This window comes from Leptospira vanthielii serovar Holland str. Waz Holland = ATCC 700522 (assembly GCF_000332455.1).
GTDB classification, from domain to species: domain Bacteria; phylum Spirochaetota; class Leptospiria; order Leptospirales; family Leptospiraceae; genus Leptospira_A; species Leptospira_A vanthielii.
Map to the genome: position 1 here is coordinate 1 of NZ_AOGY02000069.1, position 20221 is coordinate 20221.

General features: G+C 39.5%; 20 protein-coding genes, 1 tRNA gene and 1 pseudogene. 9 read left to right on the top strand and 13 right to left on the bottom strand.

Annotated elements, in window-relative coordinates; translation table 11 throughout:
* A pseudogene (locus LEP1GSC199_RS21920) lies at positions 1 to 153 on the top strand (IS30 family transposase); the annotation flags it as partial.
* Between the two features lie 236 nt (positions 154 to 389).
* Here the strand turns inward: LEP1GSC199_RS21920 and LEP1GSC199_RS21925 are convergent.
* The 4 genes from LEP1GSC199_RS21925 to LEP1GSC199_RS16440 are packed head-to-tail and all read right to left on the bottom strand — an operon-like array spanning position 390 to position 4112.
* Entirely contained in the window at positions 390 to 554 is a 165-nt protein-coding gene (locus LEP1GSC199_RS21925; RefSeq protein ID WP_002988160.1) for a hypothetical protein, read from the bottom strand.
* Complete coding sequence (locus tag LEP1GSC199_RS16430) at positions 551 to 736, bottom strand: hypothetical protein (RefSeq protein WP_002988277.1); 186 nt, start codon at positions 734 to 736, stop codon at positions 551 to 553. The genes LEP1GSC199_RS21925 and LEP1GSC199_RS16430 overlap by 4 nt, the downstream gene beginning before the upstream one ends.
* 9 nt (positions 737 to 745) lie before the next feature.
* Positions 746 to 1354: a tetratricopeptide repeat protein gene (locus LEP1GSC199_RS16435; protein ID WP_002988114.1), complete on the bottom strand. Its 609-nt coding sequence runs from the start codon at positions 1352 to 1354 to the stop codon at positions 746 to 748.
* The gene (locus tag LEP1GSC199_RS16440; RefSeq protein WP_002988093.1) at positions 1326 to 4112 is read right to left on the bottom strand and encodes a hypothetical protein; all 2787 of its coding nucleotides are present in this window, start codon (positions 4110 to 4112) and stop codon (positions 1326 to 1328) included. The genes LEP1GSC199_RS16435 and LEP1GSC199_RS16440 overlap by 29 nt, the downstream gene beginning before the upstream one ends.
* A gap of 50 nt (positions 4113 to 4162) precedes the next feature.
* On the opposite strand from LEP1GSC199_RS16440, the gene LEP1GSC199_RS16445 reads away from it, so the two are divergent.
* Positions 4163 to 5137, top strand: a complete 975-nt coding sequence (locus LEP1GSC199_RS16445) for an alkaline phosphatase family protein (RefSeq protein ID WP_002988324.1) — start codon at positions 4163 to 4165, stop codon at positions 5135 to 5137.
* Here the strand turns inward: LEP1GSC199_RS16445 and LEP1GSC199_RS16450 are convergent.
* Positions 5134 to 6303, bottom strand: a complete 1170-nt coding sequence (locus LEP1GSC199_RS16450) for a tetratricopeptide repeat protein (RefSeq protein WP_002988256.1) — start codon at positions 6301 to 6303, stop codon at positions 5134 to 5136. The two genes, LEP1GSC199_RS16445 and LEP1GSC199_RS16450, sit on opposite strands and share 4 nt — an antisense overlap.
* The gene (locus LEP1GSC199_RS16455; RefSeq protein WP_051999785.1) at positions 6300 to 7985 is read right to left on the bottom strand and encodes a hypothetical protein; all 1686 of its coding nucleotides are present in this window, start codon (positions 7983 to 7985) and stop codon (positions 6300 to 6302) included. Before LEP1GSC199_RS16455 ends, LEP1GSC199_RS16450 begins: the two co-directional genes overlap by 4 nt.
* A gap of 80 nt (positions 7986 to 8065) precedes the next feature.
* On the opposite strand from LEP1GSC199_RS16455, the gene LEP1GSC199_RS16460 reads away from it, so the two are divergent.
* The 7 genes from LEP1GSC199_RS16460 (at position 8066) to LEP1GSC199_RS16490 (ending at position 14565) form a co-directional block, all read left to right on the top strand.
* Positions 8066 to 8725, top strand: coding sequence for a class I SAM-dependent methyltransferase (locus LEP1GSC199_RS16460; RefSeq protein WP_002988195.1), 660 nt, complete (start codon positions 8066 to 8068; stop codon positions 8723 to 8725).
* 46 nt (positions 8726 to 8771) lie between these two features.
* Entirely contained in the window at positions 8772 to 10055 is a 1284-nt protein-coding gene (locus LEP1GSC199_RS16465) for a UvrD-helicase domain-containing protein (RefSeq protein WP_002988341.1), read from the top strand.
* 14 nt (positions 10056 to 10069) lie between these two features.
* A tRNA-Val gene (locus tag LEP1GSC199_RS16470) sits at positions 10070 to 10143 on the top strand.
* A 94-nt stretch (positions 10144 to 10237) separates the two neighbouring features.
* Complete coding sequence (locus LEP1GSC199_RS16475; protein WP_002988144.1) at positions 10238 to 10918, top strand: DUF6989 domain-containing protein; 681 nt, start codon at positions 10238 to 10240, stop codon at positions 10916 to 10918.
* Complete coding sequence (locus LEP1GSC199_RS16480) at positions 10902 to 11852, top strand: LA_2486 family SGNH/GDSL-type esterase (protein ID WP_002988047.1); 951 nt, start codon at positions 10902 to 10904, stop codon at positions 11850 to 11852. Before LEP1GSC199_RS16475 ends, LEP1GSC199_RS16480 begins: the two co-directional genes overlap by 17 nt.
* A 42-nt stretch (positions 11853 to 11894) precedes the next feature.
* A complete protein-coding gene (locus LEP1GSC199_RS16485) occupies positions 11895 to 13133 on the top strand; it encodes an LA_2490 family SGNH/GDSL-type esterase (RefSeq protein WP_002988081.1) in 1239 nt (412 codons plus the stop codon).
* Between the two features lies 1 nt (position 13134).
* The gene (locus LEP1GSC199_RS16490; protein ID WP_002988112.1) at positions 13135 to 14565 is read left to right on the top strand and encodes an MBOAT family O-acyltransferase; all 1431 of its coding nucleotides are present in this window, start codon (positions 13135 to 13137) and stop codon (positions 14563 to 14565) included.
* A 129-nt stretch (positions 14566 to 14694) separates the two neighbouring features.
* Here LEP1GSC199_RS16490 and LEP1GSC199_RS16495 read toward each other — a convergent pair whose 3' ends face one another.
* The 7 genes from LEP1GSC199_RS16495 to LEP1GSC199_RS16525 are packed head-to-tail and all read right to left on the bottom strand — an operon-like array spanning position 14695 to position 20221.
* Positions 14695 to 15285, bottom strand: coding sequence for a LemA family protein (locus LEP1GSC199_RS16495; RefSeq protein ID WP_002988287.1), 591 nt, complete (start codon positions 15283 to 15285; stop codon positions 14695 to 14697).
* A 54-nt stretch (positions 15286 to 15339) separates the two neighbouring features.
* Positions 15340 to 16497: a DUF1343 domain-containing protein gene (locus LEP1GSC199_RS16500; RefSeq protein WP_002988181.1), complete on the bottom strand. Its 1158-nt coding sequence runs from the start codon at positions 16495 to 16497 to the stop codon at positions 15340 to 15342.
* On the bottom strand, positions 16494 to 17387 hold the full coding sequence (locus tag LEP1GSC199_RS16505) for a prephenate dehydrogenase (protein ID WP_002988106.1): 894 nt from the start codon (positions 17385 to 17387) through the stop codon (positions 16494 to 16496). Before LEP1GSC199_RS16505 ends, LEP1GSC199_RS16500 begins: the two co-directional genes overlap by 4 nt.
* Positions 17384 to 18475 carry a prephenate dehydratase gene (gene pheA, locus LEP1GSC199_RS16510; RefSeq protein WP_002988218.1) on the bottom strand — a complete coding sequence of 364 codons (1092 nt, stop codon included), beginning with the start codon at positions 18473 to 18475 and terminating at the stop codon, positions 17384 to 17386. The genes LEP1GSC199_RS16505 and pheA overlap by 4 nt, the downstream gene beginning before the upstream one ends.
* Positions 18476 to 19105 carry an SMC-Scp complex subunit ScpB gene (gene scpB, locus LEP1GSC199_RS16515; RefSeq protein WP_002988042.1) on the bottom strand — a complete coding sequence of 210 codons (630 nt, stop codon included), beginning with the start codon at positions 19103 to 19105 and terminating at the stop codon, positions 18476 to 18478.
* Positions 19106 to 19111: 6 nt separating this feature from the next.
* Positions 19112 to 19855, bottom strand: coding sequence for a segregation and condensation protein A (locus LEP1GSC199_RS16520; protein ID WP_039927179.1), 744 nt, complete (start codon positions 19853 to 19855; stop codon positions 19112 to 19114).
* A 3-nt stretch (positions 19856 to 19858) separates the two neighbouring features.
* A complete protein-coding gene (locus LEP1GSC199_RS16525; RefSeq protein ID WP_002975323.1) occupies positions 19859 to 20221 on the bottom strand; it encodes a response regulator in 363 nt (120 codons plus the stop codon).

Genomic DNA, 20221 nt, shown 5'->3' on the forward strand with positions numbered 1-20221 from the left:
TATGCTAATAAGAGATTTCTTTCCTAAAAAACTGACTTTAATGATATATCAAGAAAAGAACTGAAAAGAGTCCAAAAGCTTTTAAATGAGCGTCCAAGAAAAACGCTTGGCTGGAAAACTCCCGCGGAAAAAATAAAGGAAGTGTTGCGTTAAACTTTAGAATCTATCTTTAGTTTCCCCAAAGAAGTTTCTAACTAATAATAGAGGAAGGGAGGCCACCTCCCTTTCTGTGTCCACTATCAGCACATCCATCCCCTCTTTTAAAGCGATTGCCATTTCGATATCACAAGTTTCTGGCATAAAAATTTGTGTTCTAAGTCCTTCTGTATCCAAATCAAAAATAGAATCCGTGAGGTCTTCGAGGTAACGAAGGATATGTTTTTTTTTCTCTACATCAAGGGATCTAAAAGTTGGAATAATAAAAAAATGGAAAGCGAAGAAGTAAAAAATCTCTCGTGTTTATCTAATGCTTCAAGTAATCGTTTTTGGATCTTTGTTTTACGAGAAGAACGAAGTAAAGCAAAGAGGACAGACGCAGTCAAATAGAGTTTCAATCGAGTAACTCCGTAAGTGCCATAAGAGCTTGTCTTCGCAAAAGTTCTGACTTTTGGATGATTTCGTTTTTTAGAGCCAAACGTATGAGTTCCCCTTGCGAAACCCCTCTTCTCGATGCCTCATTATACGTGGCGTAAAATTTGTTCCTCTTCCGAAAGTAGGATTTGAAACCGTTTATCAATTTTTGCCATTAGTCTTCTTCTTCCAATTCTTTTTCGGCTTTTTCAAACTTACGCCAATACAAATTAGCATCCTGCCACTGCCCCAGGGATTCATAAAGGGACGCAATATTATAATACGATTCTGTCAAACGATAATCCAACTTCACTGCCTTTTGAAATAGTTTAATCGACTTCTCTTTGTTATCTGAGAACCATTCACTAAAAGCCCAAAGGTAATACCAACGACCCAAATTGGGATCCCTCGGCCTTACTTTTTCCAAATGCAGAACATTTTCTTGGAAGAGTTTGGAAGAGAGATTATAATTTTTTTGAATTAGTTTTGCTTTATTGATTCGGTCTTCTGCGGGTTCATCGGGTCTTGGTACAGACAAATCGTTTCTATAAAGAAGAGCCTTCGCATAAAGTAGTTTGAAATAGAGTTCATTTTGGCTAAGATCAAGATAACGTTCCAAATAAGGAATGGACGAGGTTTCTTCATCTACTTTGTGGAGATTGTAAATTTGTTTTTTTAGAGCCGTAGTTTCTTCTTTTTTTTTGCTACCACCGGCCCATAGAGTTTGGATGGATAAGAGAAAAATACAAACAAATTTAAAAGTATAAGTAGAAGTTTTGTCCATCGTCAGGGAATTTCATCGATTTGATTTCATGGCGAAATGGTAGTTCCTGTAATTTTTGAATCACAGAGAGGTATAAATCTTTTGCCGTTACAATCAGCATAGAATTGGGTGAGGTTTCAATCAATCGATCTTTGCTCTCCAAATAGGTTTGAATGGAATCTACAAAATGTTTTTTGGAACGTTCCCATTCTTGCGAGGGATGGTATTCTGGCCATTGGATGCGAAGGACCGAGGTTGCCCTCTTCCCACCAAAGGTAGCTTGCATAAAGGAACGAATCATCCAAGACAAACTATCCTTTAGAAACTCAGGTTTTCTTTCTTCTTTTTCCACAAGAACGTGAAGGGCGGGAATCACTTGGCGGAGTTTGTCCTGAATCATTCGTTTGTGAGAGTCAAGAAATTTACTTCTTTCTTCTTTATTCAAAAGTACAAGAAAAATTCCTGGAAATCCAAGAGACTCCATATGAAAGGCAATGATAGCTTCTGTTTGCAAAAGAATTTCCCAAGAAAATTTCTTAGCAATAAAACGGTCAAGCCTGACAGCATCATCCACTTCAAGCAGAGCAAATCCCATTTCATCAAAAGGTAAATAAGGATCATGATGCAAAAAAATCAAATTAGAACGAGTGTTATAGTCTAATCCCGAAGAAATTTGGTTATGAAAAGAACCAAGAGAATCATTTAAAAATAAATAAGAAAACCTAGGTGAACCAAGTCGTGAAATGAAATTTTTTGTATAACCCACAATCCCATCATAAGAAATTTCGTTCTCTCGATAAATTTTATCAAGTAAACCATACTCCACTCGTTTTTCTTCAGGTACCAAAGTTAGAAAATTTTCAGCAGTTGGTTTTGGGGTTTCTTGTGATTCTTCTCTTTTGGTAACGGAATGAACGAGTTTTTCTAACTCAGGATTAAAAATAGTTTCTCGTTTTTTTTGTACTGCATCTAAGATCGCAACCCGTCTCCAAGTCGCTGGAGGTAAAATTTTAAAACTCGTTTTTTTCACAGGATTTGTATTGTTTGTAAGGGGTTCCACTTTTGTTTCAATTCCTTCTTTGCGAATCGGAGTTTTTTTTATCTCTACTTCTACTACGGATGACTCTTCACTCACTTCACTTACTAAAGGGGATTCCCCTAACATCTTGGGATGATGTTGTTCCCACTTACGTTTGACAGTCGCCCAAATCACAAAGAAGATCCAAGGTCCTATAAATAAATATCCAAAACTAAATAGATAGGGAGGGAAAGAAGAATAACGATATACGGATAACCCTGACAAAAACCCAGGTTTCCCTTGTTCTTTAGAAGTATAATAAGAATGGAATTTATGGTGTAAAAATCCTACCGATTGTTTTTTTGATTCCAGATGGACAAACTTAGAACTATCCTCACCCTTCCAAGTTCTTGGATTGAATAAAACTTGTTCCTTACTTTTGTTATCCGATAGTTTAGCAGAAACCAAGGGAAAGTAAAATTCATCGCGATCTTTTTCTTTTTTTGCCTGCAAAAGATTGGAATTGAGGACAGCAACCAGAATATCAATCGAACCATTCTCAAAGTTCCGTTTTGGAATGAGATAAACTAAATCTAACTCAGACTCGAGCAACATCGTAATTGGATGACTTTGTATCCTTTCAAATAATCCAAATATCTCTGTTCCAAATCGATTTTGTATGGTTTTACTTTCGATAGAGCCCTCTTTCCAAAGGTAAAGTTCGGAAACAATTCTTTCTGCTTCACCATGTCCACCACCTTCTCCCAGACCTTCGCGAAGTAGATTTTTCTCAAGAACAGAAAGTGTTTCTTCAAACTGAGTTAACCTATGTTTGGTCCATGGTTTGTAATAACGATAGTCAGGAAAAAGCTCCCAACTTTTTTGATAGAACAAAAGCAAAATCAAATAAACAATGACTGGCAAAAGAATTCTTCGTTTGAATTGAAACCCATGGGTATGAATGACCATCCAAATAAACCGGATGTAAAAAAGACCAGTAAACGTAATTAGGAAAAGTATAAAACAACCGAACCTGATTTCATCGGATTCTGAATCCGACTGACGAAGTAAATAAATAGAAAAATGATCTGTAGTTTCTAAGATTAGTTTTGAATTTTCACCATCTAACTGCCATGTTATGACCTGACCTTCTTTGCCAGAAAAAAGTCCAAGGAGTTGGTTACTTTCTCTATCTCCTGTCAAAATCGATTCATCATTGGTATACAATATCTTTTGTGACTTGGGATCAAAGGCCCAATAAAGATATCCATATTCTAAGTTGGCATTCTGAATTTGTCTCGGTAATGCAGGTCCCGGAGGGAAAACCACAAAGAATTTTCCCGATAAGTCCCGATACACATAATCGCCGTTAGCAAGGGTGCGAAGTTTTCCCTCTAAAAGTCCAGAGGGGTCTTGCCTAAGTTCCTCCTGAAAAATTTCACTCGTTTCATTTGTACTATGGATGAGGCGAAGTGAGTCATCATACAATCGTACATAGTTCAGTCCTAAGGTTTGTTTGATGCGAGTGGTTACTTGGGAGGCACGGTAAGGTAAGGCAGATTCTCGAAAAAAGAACTCGAGTGTATTCAAATACTCTTTTGTCCTATCTTCATCAAAACGCTTCAAAGCAGAAATTAAATTGGATTTCATACGAAGGGGGCGAATCCATTCGAAATACCCAAAAAGGAGTGAGGTAACAAGAAGGGAAACGAGCAAGTATCCAAAAAGAATAGACAGGTTTCCGAAATTCCGTTTCATCATTCTAATTATCGGGTTGTCATTGGCAAAAACCAATCAGTCCAAGGAAAGGAATGATTTTTTATGTATTTTTGGACGGAGTGGGAATCGCAAACTACGACCCAAAATCCAATCCATTCAGTCGTTTTGCCAAAGGATTTTTAGCACCCGTCGGAGGGATTCCGAAGTCTGATGCAGACCTACCGGTTTTGCCATCAAGGTTACATTATATCAAAACTGACGCCCACATGGGAGTTCCTGGTCTTCCCCAGTCCGCTACAGGACAAACGGCTCTTTGGACGGGAATTCCTGGTCCCAAAGTGCTTGATCGTCATGTGAGTGGATTTCCGACCATCACCCTTCGCAAAATCATCGCCCAATATTCCATGATCAAAGTCCTAAACGAACATGGATATCTCAGTGATTTTCTAAATTGTTTTTCACCACCTTATCTCAAACACGTAGAAGAAAAGCCCAAACTTGTTTCTGCCTCCACCTTAGTTCAGTTAGCTAGTGGTCGCCCTTTAAAGAACTTTGAGGACCTAAGAAATGAAAGAGGTCTTTATATGGATCTCACTCATGAAATTATGGGGACTATGGGAATCGATATGTTGAAACAAGGGGACCCACTCCTCGAAAGGCGAGATCCCTACGAACTTGGAAAACAATCCAAAATTCGATTTTCCCACTACCAATTGGCTTTGTATGAATACTTTCTCACTGACAAAGTGGGGCATGCGATGGACTGGGAAAAAGCAGAACGTGTGATTCAAAATTTAGAAGATTTTTTTCGTGGGATCCTTGAGACTCTCGATCCAGAAAAGGATTTACTCATTGTCTCGAGTGATCATGGAAACATGGAAGACTTAAGTCAAAAAAACCATACGGAAAACCCGGCGGCCACCATCCTCTATGGAAAGAATGCTGACCGCTTCGCAGAAAATATACATTCGCTTGCAGACATTGTTCCGGAAATTTATAAAACTTTCGGAATGGAGGAGGCCCTCCAGAATACAAAAACGAATGAATTTCTAATTAAGTCCGACTAAAACTCTAAATCACTTCCCGAATTTGGTCTTGTCGAAACCGAACTTGGTTTAGGTGAATCAGAATCAGACGTTACATCTGAACCATCTAGATCATTGTGGTCGGTAAACTGATCGAGTGATTCTTTTTTCCATGCAATCGCTTTGTCGGTAATCTGGTTTTTAGGGTATTTATCTACGATCGTTTGAAATATTCCGGCAGCTTTTTCAAACTTACCCTGTCTGAAATAAATCGTACCTTTTTTGTACAAAGCAGCTTGGTCGAGCGAATAATCGCTGTTATTCAAAGCTTTATTGATGTAAGTGAGAGATTCGATTTGTTTTCCCATAGCATCGTAAGACAAAGCAATGTAATACAAAGCTTCTTCTTCTTTTTTAGGAGTAGGGTTAACAGAAATTACTTTTTGGAAAAGTTCTACTGCTTTGGTATATTGTTTTTTTGTATAATTTTCTTTTGCATCTTTTAAAACAGAATCTTTATACTCCCCAACCACCTTTTCATCTGCACCAGCTAATTGATCAGCCGTTTCGATGTATTCATCAAATACGTCAAAAGACGCCCAGTCTTTTCCAAGTTTACGTAAGGATCTTCCCCAACCAATTCTGGATTCTGTATTGTTCGGATCTTCCTGTAAGGCCAAAGTATAATTTTTACGTGCTGTTTCAAAATTTCCAGTTCTATAGAAATGATCGCCAAGGGAAAGAAAGGATTTGGATCTTAGTTTATTGTCAGAACTTGATTGCAAAACGGACTCCAAATGAGCCTTCCCTTCCGACTCATTTCCAATCTTTAAAAGTAAGTTTCCAAGAGAGTAACTCAGTCGTTCCCTTTCTTCAGGTTTTAAACTCGGATTCTTTTTTAAATCTTTATAAATATCAAGTGCCGGATAAAAATCAGAATTTTTTTCTAGAGCTCTTGCTTGATTGTATTTGATTTGGAATTCATATTTTTCTGCACCACGTTTTCCAGCTAACTCAGAAAAGATGGCAATTGCTTTTTCTTTACTATGTGGGTTAGATTGTTTTAAGTATTCTTCCCCTTCTGCAATTTTTTCCAAAATCACCTGTGATTGGTCTTCCTTTGCAGAAATATTGGTTTGGTAGTATGCGGTAGAAAGACCCGCAACAATAAACAAAAACCCAGCTAAAGTTACAATAATTCGATTCATAAATTCCCTCTACCCGCATAACTTAGGGTTTGATTCGTCCAAAATTCCACTCGAGAAGGTGAATAGGATTTAGTTTCCCTTTTCAAAAAACATTTTAAGGCTTTTTTTGTATCACCAGTTTTCAATGCACTCACTCCAAGGAAAAACATAGCCTTCCCTCGTAAGTATGCATTGGATTCATTTTTTAAATATTCTTCTAACCGATACACGGCTATTTCATATTTTTTTCTAATCACAGTTTCTTTAATGATTCGATTCAGGTCCGTTTGGCCTAAATCATAATTCACAGTTGCGGATGTTTCTTCTTTGAAGTCGTTTGCCTGTTCTGCATTTTCTCTTGGTGGCAAACTGTCCGCAGGTGTTACCGCATGTTCATTTTTATTGATATCTGACTTTTCTGGTTCTTTTTTGGGATGGGACTCCGCAACCACATGGGGTTCCTCTGGAGGAGCGATATCTTTAGAAAAATCATATTTGAAGTAAGAGACATTTTCTTTTAAATTATAATCTTCTGGAATTCCATTAGATTTCGCAGTTACACCAAAATAGAGTTCATCGATTTCTTTTAATTCTTTGATAAAAAAATTTGTTTTAGGATGCACCACAGTTGCCACTTTCACAACCGATCCTTGCCCAAAGGAAGAGGAACCTTGGTTTAATGGTTTTACTGAAGCATACAAACTATAGATTGTAGATTCGTCTGCAGCTTCTGGACTAATCCAGCTAATCACTGCTCCTTTCCCTACACGTTCGTAACCAAGTCCTCTAACATGCATTGTACCGCCATAATCGGTATGTGTGTCGTTTGATGCGACTTCCTGTTTTGGTTTTTTAGGAGACTCTTCTACAATAACTTCTGCGTTGGTTTTTTCAGTCTGCTTAATATAAAACGCTCTTAAGGTGGACTTTTTATCTTCCAAAGGAAGAGTTTCCTCACCACCCACTTGTTTTACAGAAACTCCATAATAAAATGTTTGGGATTTTTCCAAATCTTGGTCTAAAAAAGTATTCACAGGATGAGTGAGTTCCGCCAATTTTTCTGCTTTTTGCATCAACGGTAAACTTGTGAGAGGAGAGTTCGATCGATACACTGTATACAGAGTTCTTCCCGCAGTAGCCCCGTTTGGTGGTGTCCAATTCAATCGGATAAATTTTCTTTCAATATTTGCAGTAATCCCAGAAACCCCACCCACCATAGATTGGATCCCAGCGTCCGCAGGAAAAGCGGGGAAGTCAGGATTTTGTCCCACAACAGGAGTTCCGTTTTCTTCTGCAATGTGAACAGGAGTCACTGTGTAGTTTTGGTTCGAAAAAAGTTTCACTTCACGGCGGCGAACGTCCGTTACCATCACGACAGCATAGTAATAAGTTCCCGGTTTTAAATTATAATCGAAAAATACGCGTGTTGCATTGGCCCCAGAAGCTTTGTACCTGCCGAGGGAGTCCGCAATGTACAATTTGTCTGGACTATCAATCATTACAGTGGAACGAGCCACAATGATTTCCCCATCCTGTTTGGGTGGATCCCAATCCAAACGAATCGATTTTTTATCAGGTAGGAGGTTAACGTGAATTGCCTTCGCTATAGTAGGATAACGACTTTCCTCAAATCCGGAGTCTGCCGAAACCGGAACTAACGAGAGTAGCAGCACAACCATCCAGAGTTGAATCGAGAACTTCATACTTAGATTTTCGGTGGTTGAGGCCTGCGAATTGAATTTTTCGTTTGTACTTTCCACGCTTTTCTCTGAGAATTGTCATTATGTCCGAAACGGAATACTACCGTTCCCGAAGTTACCAGGATTATTTACTCTCGAGCCACAGAAGAGAGGTATGCCCACCGGAAGATGTATATGCATTTTTCAACTGGAAGGGCCTAAACAACCTAGTGGACTTTGGGAGTGGACTTGGGTTCTACTTTCAAGAATTTCGAAAGTGGTTTCCCCATGTCTGGATTTGGGCTGCCGAATGCCAACAAGATATCATCGATATGATCCTTCGCCGTAAACTTATGGAAGGAATTGAACAACTCACACCTTTCCATATCGACCAGTCCGATCATCCCCTTCTCCCAGAATGGGTTCCCGTTCCTGAAATCATCTTTGCATCCCTAACTCTTTCTACTTTCCCAAACCCTGGTTTGGCGATGGATGGCCTTATACGCTCTATGAAATCGGGAGGCCGGTTGTTTATTATCGATTGGTCTAAAACAGAATCTGGTTTTGGTCCCAAAATCAATGAAAAGATATCCATGGACAAAATGAAATTTTTGGCAGAAGAATATAAATTGGAAGTCACCAAATCTGGCCGAATTTCAGAACATTTTTACGGAATGGAAGTAAAGGCAAGTTCCAGTTTTATTTATGGATACTATGACCTCAAAGAAGAAGAGGATGAAGATACAGCAGTCTTCAAACAATAATCTAAAAATTTAGAACCATACGTCACGTTCTTTCCGCCAACATTGTATGTGGAGTGAAGAACAAAAAGCCATCATACATTCAGATCATCCCATCAAACAAGTGATTGCTGGTGCTGGATCTGGTAAAACTGCCACGATGATTGGACTTTTAGAAGAAAGGGAAAAAAAGAATTTTATTCTTCCGGAAAATACTTTAATTGTTACATTCACCAAAAAAGCCACCCAGGAATTTAAAGAACGGTGTCATAAAAAAAATCTCTCTACAAATTATCATATCTCCACATTTCACGCATTTTGTTTTTTTGCCCTCAAACACTATGATACTTCTAAAAATTGGTCTCGTTACAAACTGCTAAGTGATTCGAAAAAATGGGAAATCACAAAAGAATTCCTCCTTCCCTTACAATTTACGATTGGAGGGATCCCCTTTCCCATCCTATTCAAAAATAACGGAAAACATTTCCGGGAACTTTCTTTAGGAGATTACGAAACCTTCCAATCTGCTTTCCAAAATTGGAAAGAAAAAAATCATTACTTCGAGTTTGATGATTTGATCTTTGCTTTCCTTCAATTTTTGGACACAAAATCTGCAGATGCCGTGAAAGAAAGATGGAAGGCACTGATCATTGATGAGTTCCAAGATACAGATGAAGTACAACTTCAAATCATACAAAAAATGAATTTTGGGTCCATTACGGTTGTGGGCGATGATTGGCAGGCAATTTACGGCTTTCGCGGAGCCACTCCCAAACCATTTTTAGAGTTCTCAAATCATTTTCCAAATGTAATACAATATTTTCTTTCCACTAACTATCGTTCGAAGGATTCCATCATTCGGTCTTCTCTACTTCCCTTAAAACACAACAAAGACAAAATCGAAAAACAAGTCCAAACTTTCCGCAAAGAAAAAGGGACCTTCCAAGTAGAGCGCATCAAAGATATCGAATCAAGGCCCATTGAGATTTGGAAGGAGTGGTCAGCGAAAGATCCAAATGCAATTATCCTCACTCGAAGCAATTTCAGGAAAAGGGAATGGATCGAAAGTGGTGTTCCTTCCTTTCAAGTGATGACCATCCACAGTGCCAAAGGATTGGAATTCGAAACCGTCATTCTTGACCTGGTTCTCGGTTGGAGTGAGGACATAGAAGATACAAACGAAGCCGAGGAAAGAAGGATTCTTTATGTCGGCCTTTCCAGAGCAAAAGACAATTTGGTTCTCTTAATCCCTGATACAACCAAACCCGATCGCTTAGCGGATCGAATGAGTGGGGATTTCTCAATCAGGAACCGGTTCAGAAATCGTACTTTACGATGGACTCGGCTCTGGTGAAGTGGTTTTACCTTGGGGGATTAGCTCAGTTGGTTAGAGCGCTACCTTGACATGGTAGAGGTCACTGGTTCGAACCCAGTATCTCCCAAGTATCTTCGACTCTCGCATCTTTTCATTTTTTAAGCCCACTCTCTTTCAGTTTCGACTTGCATCCTAATGCTGAATCGTTAAAGTTCGAAGCGATGAAACCTAAGTTCCTAGCAGAAGAATTCCTATTGGCTTTGTATTTTTTGGTATTTAGCATTGTTTCCGGACTTGTTCTTTATTTGGGACAAACACAAGCAGGAATTAAACTTGCCTCACTCACCCTTCTATTCCATATCAGTTTTGCTGGCTTATGTTTGGCATTACGCTGGCACACTCCTTTTCGTATTTGGAAATTTCTCGTTCCTTTATCTATCCTTATGGTTTTTCCTGATTGGTTTCTTTCTGCCGTCTTACAAACATTAGTATTTCCTGAAGACGGATTTTTAAAGATCGGAACTGTCTCTGGTTATATGGCGGGGCTTTGGGCCATTCCCCTTTTTATCTGCGTTTATACAGGAATCAAACTAGAAGAAATGTCGGTATCCATTGTGGGAACTTGCCTTTGGGTTGGAATCTGTGCTTTAGTGATCTTTGGAACTTCCGAAGCTACTATGTGGGTTTTAGGTTCTTGGTATGCCCAGGATGTAAAAATGTGGGGGAAAGTCGCATACTATGTGTTAATCCCTGAAATGATTTTAGGTATTACCACCTATCTTGCCTACCAAGGTTTTTCGTATTCGGCCTATATTTTCCAAATCGCAATTGGATTTTTAGTGATGATTCTTTATATTGGAAATCTTTCTTTCTTTTACCTCCTCATTGAAAAAATTCTATAGATTTTTTCTATCGATTGTTCTTTCCCTTCTCCTAGTTTTTTTTCTGGGAGAGGTAGTCTTAAGAATCCAATCAAAAACTGATTCTGAAGAAATTCGGTATAAAAAAATCCATTGTTTATATGGACTTTCGGATATTCGCCTTTGCCCCAATATAAAGGATCAGTTTACCCGTAAAGATGGAAAAACTTGGGACATCCAAACCAATGTTTTGGGAGAACGAATCCTCTCTGAGAAATCGGAGACCGCCAATTTATGGTTAATCGGTGATTCCATGGCTATGGGTTATGGTTTGCCATCAAAAGAAACTCAAGCCTACTATCTAAAATCCAAATACAATTTAGAGACCCGTGTCATTGCAGTGGATGCCATTGGAACGAATGGGATATTGAAACTTCTAAAAGAAACATTGGCTTCTACAAAAAAAGAAGACCATCCAAAACAAATCTATTGGATTTGGAATCCATCTGACTTTATTGATGATACGGTAGAAAAAACGGGTCTAAAACATTTTCTTTATCCGATCCATTTTTCACTCACAAGAATTTCCTATCTTTACCGGTATCTTCTTCCCTCTCCCCCCACCAATGTGTACACTTCGTACGGTGATCCCATCCTTTATCCCCAAAATCATATCACTTATAACAATTTAGAAAAGTTTTTTACCGACCCTTCCCTTCCGCAGAGTAAAATCTCAGTCCTCTTCAGTTGGGGAATGTCAAGAGAGGGAATCCCTGATACCAAAGATCCCAATTATACATTGGCAAAAACATTCTTTCAAGAACAGGGTGTGAAAACGATCGACCTAAGACAAAGGACAGAAAGATTGTTTAAAGAACAAAAACAGGTTTATATCCGAAATGATGGCCACCCAGGTCCAGCACTCGCAGAACTTTTTGCCGATGCCATAGCCAAGGCCTTCCTAAATTTGCCTTAGAAATGCTTGATTCCCAGCCTGAATTCTAAAGTTTAGAGGGATATGATTCAAAACTGGAAACGATGGGGAGCCATTGTCCTATTTTTCCCGTTCGTCTTGCTGTCTTTGGAATTGATTTTGCGCCTTTCCAATCCGCCTGCCTTACGTTATTACCGCGATGTCAAACTCCTCCACGCTTACCATCCAGATTACGGGGTAACTTTAGAACCCAAGGAAAGTCGTTTTGTCCGCCACTATGCAGACTTATGGCAGGGCCAATTCACAACCAATTCGCTTGGCCTTCGTGGACTTGAAGAACCAATTCCAGGAAAACCCAAACTCCTTTGCCTTGGCGATAGTTTGGTCATGGGATTTGGTGTTTCGGATGCAGATACTTTTTGTTCGTTGCTCGGCGGATTTGAAGAGAAAGGAATGGTTTACCAAAGTCTCAATTTGGGTGTGGATGCTTACGGATCCCTCGGATCTTACAAACGACTAAAAGACATGTCTACAAAAATTGACAACATCCAAACTGTTCTATTTTTTATCTCACCCAATGATTTTACCATGCCAGAAGAACTTCGTGCCCAAGGCATTCTACCCGATGATGAAAACGATGCCCTTCATGAAAATGATCCCCTATGGAAAAAAAACTTCCGGCTTCAATTTGAACTCACAAGGGTTTCTTATCTTTTGCAAGCTCTAAAACTTGCTTATGAACAAACTAAAGTTAAGGTAGCACAAACCAAATATTTAGTTTCTGCTGATACAGAACAACTTTCGACCTCTCCTTTGGTTTACTTACGAGAAACATTTTTTCTTCCCGTCAAACAACAAAAATGCGACGATGCTGCTGAATTTATTTGTCCTAGCCCTTTACAAAACTTAAATATAGTTTGTTCGGACACTCCCATTGATCCAAATTCCCTAGAACCGCTACCGGAAACCACAACGAGGGCTTATGATTTAATGATTGGGCTTTCTAAAGAGAAAGGTTATCAGTTTGTTCCCGTCATCCTTCCCATGCAGATCGAAGAAGTGTATTGTAGGCAAATGGGAAAATTCAACTCCCTCGGAACCTATGCTATGCGCGCCAAACGTTATCTGGAATCCAAAGGAGTCAAAACACTCGATATCCTTCCTTATACGGACAAAATGTGCGGTCGCGAATTTACCTACCATGGAAAAACAAAAAAAGCAGGAATCCAAGACTATTACATTCCTGGTGACGGCCACCTAACCAAATTAGGAAACTTATGGGCCGCTGAATCCATCAGTTATGCCTTAAAGGAAATAAAATAACATGCTTTTTAATTCCGTTCATTATTTAATTTTTGCACCCGTTGTTATCCTGGTTTATTTCCTTATACCCAAACGATTCCAAGGACTTTGGTTATTCATTGTTAGTTTGTACTTCTATGCCATTTTTAGGATTCCTTTTCTTATCCTTTTGGTTTTTTCTTTTGTCATTACAAAACTTGCTGTCGACTATATGGAGCTAACTTCTTCCAAATCAAAAAAACTCTTTTGGTTGAATGTTGCCGTCTGGAGTAATTTAAGTTTACTTTTTGTTTTTAAGTATTTGGATTTTTCTATTACAGTTTGGAACCAAACTTTTTCTCTGACTCCTTGTGATCCTGAATTTGTGCAAAAGTCTGGGATCTTACTTCCCATGGGGATTAGTTTTTTCACCTTACAAGCGGTATCCTATGCTGTGGATGTTTACAAGGGTGTGGTGGTTAGGGCCAAGTCCATATTTCATTTCGGACTCTTTCTCGCATTTTTTCCCCAACTTGTGGCAGGTCCCATCTTACGTGCGAGTGATGTCCTCCATCAGTTTTTAGATTCTAAAGACTTCACAAAAGAAAACCTCAAACAAGGTTTGAAACAACTCTTTTGGGGAATCTTCAAAAAGACCTTCATTGCCGATCCCGTATCTTACGTGATCGATCCCATGTATGCCAATCCCACGGAATACAATTGGATTGCTATGTGGATGGCCGCCTCACTATTTGCAGTACAAATCTATTGTGATTTTTCTGGGTATTCTGACATTGCGATTGGAACAGCAAGGATTCTTGGTTTCCATATTCCCAAAAACTTTGATCGTCCTTTTTTATCGGGAACACTCAGTGAACTTTGGAGAAGGTGGCATATTTCCTTTAGTTCTTGGTTACGGGACTATGTATACATCACTCTCGGCGGTAACAGAAGGGGTGAGATTATGGCCTATGTGAATCTTTTTCTCACAACCTTTGTTTCGGGAATTTGGCATGGTGCCGATTGGACTTTTGTTTTTTGGGGAACTCTCCATTCCACAATGATGGTGGTCGAAAAGTTTGTATTCAAATTTGAAACCATGCGTACTGCCTGGAAGCGAGTACCAAGAAGCATCCAACCCATATATCCAGTGGGAGTTTTTGTATTGTCTTGTTTTTTCTTTCGAGCCAAGGCCACTCCTGAAGTTCCCACAGGAATGGGAATCACCAAAATCATGTTAGAACGTGCTTTTACTGGAGCAAGCGGGTCTTTTCCACAAATGAGTGTTAGTTTGGTGATCTTAGTTGGTTTTTTGTTTTTAGTGGACATCCTCCAAGACAGAAACGAAGACCGGTTTGCCTTTATCACAGACAATCTCTACTTTCTAATTCCTACTTGTATATTACTCTATATCACTTCGTTTATTATTTATAGTGTAACAGTTTCCAGCCCTTTCCTCTACTTCCAATTCTAAATCAAAAAGCCGGCAAGTAAGTTTGCCGGCTTCCATTGAAAAATTCAGTGATTCGTTTCGGAATTGATCTTAATTAAGATCTAATTTACAAGACAATCTGAATTTCAAATTTGATTATCTTCTATCGATTTAGAATTCTACTTTTGGCGCATTCTCAATTGTTTTTTGGTCTTCTACTGTAAAGGTTGCTTTGGAAGCATAACCAAATGCTTTAGCAGTAAGAACCGCTGGGAACTGGCGAATGTATATATTGTATTCTTTCGTTGATTTGATAAATCGATTTCTTGCTACAGTGATTCTGTTTTCTGTTCCTTCCAACTGCGCCATTAAATCAGAAAAGTGTTGGTCTGATTTTAATTGTGGGTAGTTTTCTTGGATCATAAGAAGTCTAGACAATGCGGAACCCAACTGGCCTTGAGCTTGGTCAAATTGTTTTAAACTTTCTGGATTGTTTACAAGTTCCGGCGTTGCTTGGATAGAACCAATTCTGGCTCTCGCATCGGCAATCCCTTTCATAATGTCTTTTTCTTGGTTTGCAAATCCTTTGACTGCAGAGACCAAATTGGGAACTAAGTCAGCTCTTCTTTTGTATTGGTTGAGAACTTCCGCCCAAGAAGCAGTCACTTCTTCATCCAATTCTTGGATACGGTTGTAACCACAATTGGTAAGCAGTATTGCCATAAGGGAAACTAGAAAAACGGTTCGAAACATTCTTGTCATGGTGATTGTATACCTACGCATTAGTCGGTCTGCAACACCAATTTGTTAAAAAAATTAGTAACGAAAGGGTTTTATGGTCTTCGCCCAACGTTTTTCTGATTCCTTCAAATAGATTTCCAGGTCAGAATCGGAAAGTTTTCCGTTCAAATAGTCTAAAAGAGTGACATCTCCTGCAAGAAGTTCGATGGCAGGCCTGTCCGAACGGAATTCATACACTCCTTTCAAATATTCAAAATCGCTTGGAAACAATTCCGCCAGTTGTTTTAAAAAATATAAAACAAAATAAAGGGAGTGGAATTGTTTTGGTTTCAAAACCATCAATTGGTATCCTTCACAAATCGAACCAACATATTTATGAAAGGTGGGCAAAAAACGTAAGTTCCGCAAAAGATAGGTTCCCGGTTGGTGGGTCAACATTCGTTTGTCTAATTCTTCCTTTGGTTTGCCTAGAAGATAAGGAGCACCAAAGGTTTCGAAGGGTTTTGTCGTTCCACGTCCTTCGGAAAGGTTTGTGCCTTCTAACAAACACATGCCTGGATACACCAAACAAGTATTTTGTGTAGGAATATTAGGGGAAGGAGGAACCCACTCCAAGTGCGATAATGATTTTGGATGGATCACGCCTACAGGTACAACCACAACATCCACTTTCAACTGAAAAGTCTCATTATAATAGGATAACAGTCCCCCAGGAGTGAGCCCATGTCTATGTAGGACAGTTGGTACTCCCACAAAGGACTCAAATTCTTTTTGTAGGGGTGTGCCTTCTACTTTTTTACCGATGGGATTGGGAGAATCTACCACCAAAAATAATGGGGCCTTTCCCGTTTCTTTTTTTAACCGCGAAAGCTCACCTAATATATAATAAGCGGTAGTTAAAAAAGTATAATAACGAGAACCCACGTCTTTGATATCAATAATGACTACATCAACATTGGTCAACGTATCCCGAGGCGGAATTAGACTTTTCTCTTCCTTTCCATACAGGTTTACAACCTGCATACCACCGAATAGATACTGCAGTTCATCCCCGCTGACCTGGTCTTGTAACTCCGCAAAAAGTCCATGTTCCGGTAAAAAAATGGTTTTTAGATCAAAAATTTCAGCATAGGTTTGGAAGTGATACTTTCCATGAAAACCAAAAGCACTTTGGTTTGTAAGAATCGCCGCCTTACAGCCGCTTAGCTTATTTATATTTTTTAAAAACTTCATTTTGACTTTCGAATCTGATCTTTGTTTAACAAAGCCAATTCCCAAAGTTTTCGAACTTTCTCTTCATCAAAGGGATGATCCGGTTTCAACAAATCACGAAACTCAGTCAATTGATGAATGAAATCATCAATCGACTGGTACAAAAAATCTTTATTTTCTTTGAAAATAGAAATCCACATATCAGGATTGGATCCAGCAATTCTTGACATATCCCGAAACCCACCACCGGTGATTGGTTTTGAAATCCCCATCACCTCTCTCATGGTTGTGGTATTGGCACCCGCCACATTCACAAGAATGGTGGAGATCACATGCGGAAGATGGGATAAATTCGCCAAAGTTTCATCATGAGATTTTGAATCCATCTCCATCGTCCAAGAGCCAATCGCTTCCCAAAATACACGCACCCACTCCAAACTAGTGTTAGATGCTGATTTGGGACTGGTTAGAATACAAAGTTTATCTACATAAAGATCAGGGATTGCTGCCTCTGGGCCCACCTGTTCGGACCCACACATGGGATGGGTCGAAATGTAATGATGTGTTTCCTTCCCATAATATTTCTCTACCGCCGACACAATGGTTTCTTTGGTGGATCCTAAATCCATAAAGATGGTATTTCCCGATTTGGGTAAAGTAGGAATGATTTGCAGAATGGATTCCACAGGGGTGCTAAAGACCACCAAATCATAATTAGACCAATCGGGTTTCATAAACTCCGATAACAAATAAACTTCATTTGCAAGGTCTTTGGATAGAATCGTGGTTTTACTTTTTTCGGAACGAACTACGGCCGTAATGAGAACATCTGGAAATTTTTTGCGTAACGAAAGAGCAAGCGAGCCACCCATAAGCCCCATGCCGTAAATCAAAACTCTGTGAAGGTTCATGTAGGAAAGGATCCAGCTGTTGGATAAGAACCGAGAAGTTTAAATAAGGTACATTGTGATTTTACTTTTTCTAGAAGTTCTGCAATTTTTGGATCTTCTCTGTGACCAATAAAATCCACAAAAAAATGGTATTCCCATAAGTTTCGTTTTAAGGGTCTGGATTCAATTTTGGTTAAGTTGACCGCAACCTCATTGAAAGTTTTTAAAATCGCAAACAGAGACCCCGTTTGGTTTGGAATCGAAAACACAATGGAGGTTTTATCTTCTTTTGTTTTCGGTGATTCTGTTTTCCCTATCACCAAAAACCGAGTGGTGTTTCCCGAATAGTCTTCGATTCCTTCTGCTATGATATTTAGATTATAAATTTCACCGGCAATTTTAGAGGCAATGGCAAGTCCGTCTTTTCTTTCGGAAACTAATTTTGCCGCCATCGCTGTGGATGAGGTTTCCACTACTTCTGCATTGGGAAGGTTTGCAGAAATCCAATTGCGACACTGTTCGTTCCCAATACGAATTCCATAGATTTTTTTAACGGCTGCAAGATCAGTTTCAAAACCGAGCAAAAAAAAGGAAATCTTTTGGTATAACTCAGAGTATACGATGAGGTCTGTTTCTAAAAACATATCGAGAGTAGAACTTACCTGGCCCTCTGTAGAATTTTCTACAGGAACCACTCCGTAATCCAACTTCCCCTCTTCTACCATTCGAAATACATCTGGGATGGATGTTTGTGGAGCAGCATCGATAGAGGTTCCAAATTTGGAACGCATGGCCGAATGAGAAAAACTTCCTTCAGGTCCCAGAAATCCAATCTTTAACGGGTGTTCTAAGGCAATGGTTCCAGACATCATCTCCCGGTAGATCGCACGAATCACCGATGCGGGAAGTGGCCCGCCAGATAACTTGGTTACTTTCTCATACACATCTTTTTCACGATCGGGTCGGTAGATAGGTCCACCAGATTCTTTTTTGACTCGCCCAATCTCTTGTGCGTAACCAGCCCGTTTTTGAATCAAACCAATAATTTCGGTATCAAGTGAATCGATCCCAGCGCGGAGTTTTTTTAATTCTTCTTCTGCACTACTCATTTAGGCCTCTTCTTGTAATTCTTCTGGTAGTGTGCTCAAATCAAAATCGGGATTCATTTCCGTATCATCCGTAACAATGATGGATTCGGGAGAAAATTCTTCGAACTTTAGTTCCTTAACTTCCACAGGGGTTGGAAGGTCTGTGAGTTTACTAAGGCCAAAGTGTAACAAAAATTCGTTGGTGGTTCCATACAATGTGGGTCTACCGGGGACTTCTTTTTGTCCCACAGCCTTCACCAATTTTTTGGACATGAGGCTTGCAACCATTGCCCGAGAAGAGACCCCACGAATTTCATCTAGTTCTGTCAGTGTGATGGGTTGTTTGTAAGCAATGATAGCAAGAGTATCCAAAGTTCCCCGAGAGAGGGTTTCTCTTTTTTTATCTTTAAAGATATGTGAGAGAACTTCGCTATATTTTTGATTTGTGATGAATTGATAACCACCAGCAATTTCTCTGAGTAAAAAACCGCCTTCTTTTTCTTGGTAATCGAGGATGAGTTCGTCTAGGAGTTCTCGGGTTTCTGTTTTTTCTATCCCGGCGGACTTTGCAAGTGCAGACAATTTGATCGGATCCGAAGACAAAAAGAGAAGCGCCTCAAGAAGGCCCTTGGTATAAGTTCTTTCTTCCAAATTGATCTAAACCTTGACTATTTTGATTTCACCGAAAACTGCATGTTGGAGAACTTTGCAAACTCGGATTTTAACAACTTCCAGTACTGCCAGGAAGGCAGCGACGATTTCTTTTTTTTCCGGTTTTTCTGTTTCAAACAAATCCATAAAATGGATTTCCCCGTTTTTATCTAAAAGATTTCGTAAATACTCCATTTTGTCCTCTACGGAGTATTGGGCCACACCCTCGTAGATCGGTAGAAGGTCCTCTACCTCATTCGAACTTTCTTGTTCTAAAATGGAATTAAAAGCAGAGATGAGATCCACAAGGCTTACATCCAACCAAACTTCCGTTTCATCCAAAACTTGGTTGGTTTCTCGAGTGAACATTCCCGCAGTCAATCGGTCCAGTTCTGCCAGGCGTTGCCCGGCCATTTGGAACTTTTTGTGTTCTAATAATTTGTCTACTAGTTCCTTCGGAAGAGGAGGATTATAATCCTCTTCCTCAAAACCGGGATCGGGCAATAAGGCTTTGGATTTTAAATAAACCAAATGAGCTGCCATCACGGCAAACTCAGATGTAAGTTCAATCGACAAAGACTGACTCGTTCTCAGAAATTGAATGAAATCGGATGTGATATGCGAAAGGGAGACTTCAAAAATATCAACCTTATAACTATCAATCAGAGACCACAGAACCGTTAACGGTCCTTCTGTCAATCCTCCGTCCTGGTTCTGCCACCGGACGATAAACTCCGGGGTTTGGGACACGGTTTATAAACCCAGTGCTTTTGCCGCTGCTTGTTGCAATCTTTCTGGAGGGAAAGGTTTTACAACAAAATCCTTTACGCCCATCTTAATTGCCTTCGCAAGTAGATCCTCTTGACCAAGGGCCGTTACCATAATGATTTTGGCAGAAGCATCAAATTTTATAATTTCCTTTGTCGCTTCAATTCCATCTTTTTCACGCATGGTAATGTCCATAGTGACTAGATCCGGTTTGAGGTTTTTGTATTGTTCCACCGCAATATTACCATTCTCTGCTTCACCTACGATCTCGTGACCTGCTCCAACTAACGCATCTTTTACGAGCGTTCTCATGAATTTTGCATCATCTACAACCAAAATTCTTGCCAT

Excerpts from the sequence above, each read along its gene's own strand:
- LEP1GSC199_RS16445 (WP_002988324.1), top strand. The coding sequence starts at position 4,163 with ATGATTTTTTATGTATTTTTGGACGGAGTGGGAATCGCAAACTACGAC.
- LEP1GSC199_RS16490 (WP_002988112.1), top strand. The coding sequence starts at position 13,135 with ATGCTTTTTAATTCCGTTCATTATTTAATTTTTGCACCCGTTGTTATC.
- LEP1GSC199_RS16435 (WP_002988114.1), bottom strand. The coding sequence starts at position 1,354 with ATGGACAAAACTTCTACTTATACTTTTAAATTTGTTTGTATTTTTCTC.
- LEP1GSC199_RS16450 (WP_002988256.1), bottom strand. The coding sequence starts at position 6,303 with ATGAATCGAATTATTGTAACTTTAGCTGGGTTTTTGTTTATTGTTGCG.
- pheA (WP_002988218.1), bottom strand. The coding sequence starts at position 18,475 with ATGAGTAGTGCAGAAGAAGAATTAAAAAAACTCCGCGCTGGGATCGAT.
- LEP1GSC199_RS16475 (WP_002988144.1), top strand. The coding sequence starts at position 10,238 with ATGAAACCTAAGTTCCTAGCAGAAGAATTCCTATTGGCTTTGTATTTT.
- LEP1GSC199_RS16465 (WP_002988341.1), top strand. The coding sequence starts at position 8,772 with ATGTGGAGTGAAGAACAAAAAGCCATCATACATTCAGATCATCCCATC.
- LEP1GSC199_RS16495 (WP_002988287.1), bottom strand. The coding sequence starts at position 15,285 with ATGACAAGAATGTTTCGAACCGTTTTTCTAGTTTCCCTTATGGCAATA.
- LEP1GSC199_RS16500 (WP_002988181.1), bottom strand. The coding sequence starts at position 16,497 with ATGAAGTTTTTAAAAAATATAAATAAGCTAAGCGGCTGTAAGGCGGCG.
- LEP1GSC199_RS16455 (WP_051999785.1), bottom strand. The coding sequence starts at position 7,985 with ATGAAGTTCTCGATTCAACTCTGGATGGTTGTGCTGCTACTCTCGTTA.
- LEP1GSC199_RS16505 (WP_002988106.1), bottom strand. The coding sequence starts at position 17,387 with ATGAACCTTCACAGAGTTTTGATTTACGGCATGGGGCTTATGGGTGGC.
- LEP1GSC199_RS16440 (WP_002988093.1), bottom strand. The coding sequence starts at position 4,112 with ATGATGAAACGGAATTTCGGAAACCTGTCTATTCTTTTTGGATACTTG.
- LEP1GSC199_RS16525 (WP_002975323.1), bottom strand. The coding sequence starts at position 20,221 with ATGGCAAGAATTTTGGTTGTAGATGATGCAAAATTCATGAGAACGCTC.
- LEP1GSC199_RS16460 (WP_002988195.1), top strand. The coding sequence starts at position 8,066 with ATGTCCGAAACGGAATACTACCGTTCCCGAAGTTACCAGGATTATTTA.
- LEP1GSC199_RS16485 (WP_002988081.1), top strand. The coding sequence starts at position 11,895 with ATGATTCAAAACTGGAAACGATGGGGAGCCATTGTCCTATTTTTCCCG.